This is a genomic window from Psychrobacter sp. NPDC078929 (genome assembly GCF_050267985.1).
GTDB lineage: Bacteria > Pseudomonadota > Gammaproteobacteria > Pseudomonadales > Moraxellaceae > Psychrobacter.
Window position 1 is genome coordinate 1 of sequence record NZ_JBNNFX010000060.1, and the last position, 1,329, is coordinate 1,329.

A 1,329-nucleotide genomic window follows, 5' to 3' on the forward strand; every position below is an offset into this window, starting at 1 on the left:
TGATAACGCCATTAATAGTGACCCTTTTGGCTTAGCTTCGCATCCGTGGTTGGCATTGGTGTTATTGTTCTTGGCAGGGTTGGTCTTGGCATTGACGCCATGCGTGTTACCGATGCTACCGATTGTTGCCAATATCGTCGCGCGTGAAGACAATCCAACGGTAAAACGCGGTGTTATTTTAACGACCAGCTACGCTATTGGTGTTGCCATCGCTTATGGTATTTTAGGCGCGGTCATTGCGGTATTTGGCGAATCGTTAGGCATTATCGGTTGGCTACAAAATCCGATTATTTTAATTGGGTTTGCCATCGTTTTTGTCTTATTAGCCCTTTATATGTTGGGCGTATTTAGCATTCGTCTGCCGAGATTTATCAGTAGTAAAATGCAGGGTCTAAGCCAAGCGGGGGATAGCAAGCTTGGTAGTACGGGCGGCAGTTTAATTGCGGGATTCTTATCGGCGCTCGTGGTATCGCCATGCGTTTCGGCACCCTTATTTGGGGCGCTACTCGCCGTATCGACGATTGGCAGTCCATTACTTGGCTTTGCCGCTTTATTTATGCTCGGTTTTGGTTTATCGGCGCCGCTTATCTTAATTGGCGCGACCCAAGGTAAAATCATGCCAAAAGCAGGCGAGTGGATGAATTGGGTCAAGCAGGGCTTTGCTTTGTTGCTTTTTGCCGTGGCATTGTTATTAATTGAACGCGTCTTTATCTCGCCTGTGATGCTGATGGTTTGGGCGCTGTGGTTTATGGTCGTGGCGATGTGGGCGTGGAGCTGGCTAGGCAAAGGTCGGATGCTGACCCAAGCGCTAGGCTTAATCGCTGGTATTTGGGCGACGTGTTTAATCGTCGGCGCCGCATTGGGCAATGACGACAGCTTGCATCCGCTTGCCTCCCTAACTGCGGTTCCGGTGCTGCAGACAACTGCTGGTCAACCAGCCACCAGTAATGCAACCGATAAGACGGTCACGACGCTGGCTGAGCTAGACACTATTGTCGCCGCCAATCCTAAAGTTCTGGTCTTTATCACCGCCGAATGGTGTATTGCATGCCGGATTATGGATAAAAACTTATTTCATAATCGTCCTGCGCAAATGCAAGATTGGCAATTGGTCAAACTTGATATCACAGAGACTACAGCGGATTCAAAAGCAATCTTAGCGCGTTATAAACTATTTGGTCCGCCAGCATTGCTGTATTATCAAGACGGGCAATTGGTCAATCAGCAAGTGGGTGAAATCGGGCGCGCAGCGTTTGAGCAAACCTTAACCGCGCTAAATTAATCGTTTAAATGTAGATAAATTCCACATCATTTCTACCCATTAAAAAG

The 1,329-nt window shown here is 48.0% G+C and carries 1 protein-coding gene; it reads left to right on the forward strand.

Features of this window, described 5'->3' with window-relative positions:
- A partial coding sequence (locus ACQKCG_RS13925; protein WP_427585500.1) for a cytochrome c biogenesis protein CcdA occupies positions 1-1,282 on the forward strand: 1,282 nt, incomplete at its 5' end.
- Positions 1,283-1,329: the final 47 nt, after the last annotated feature.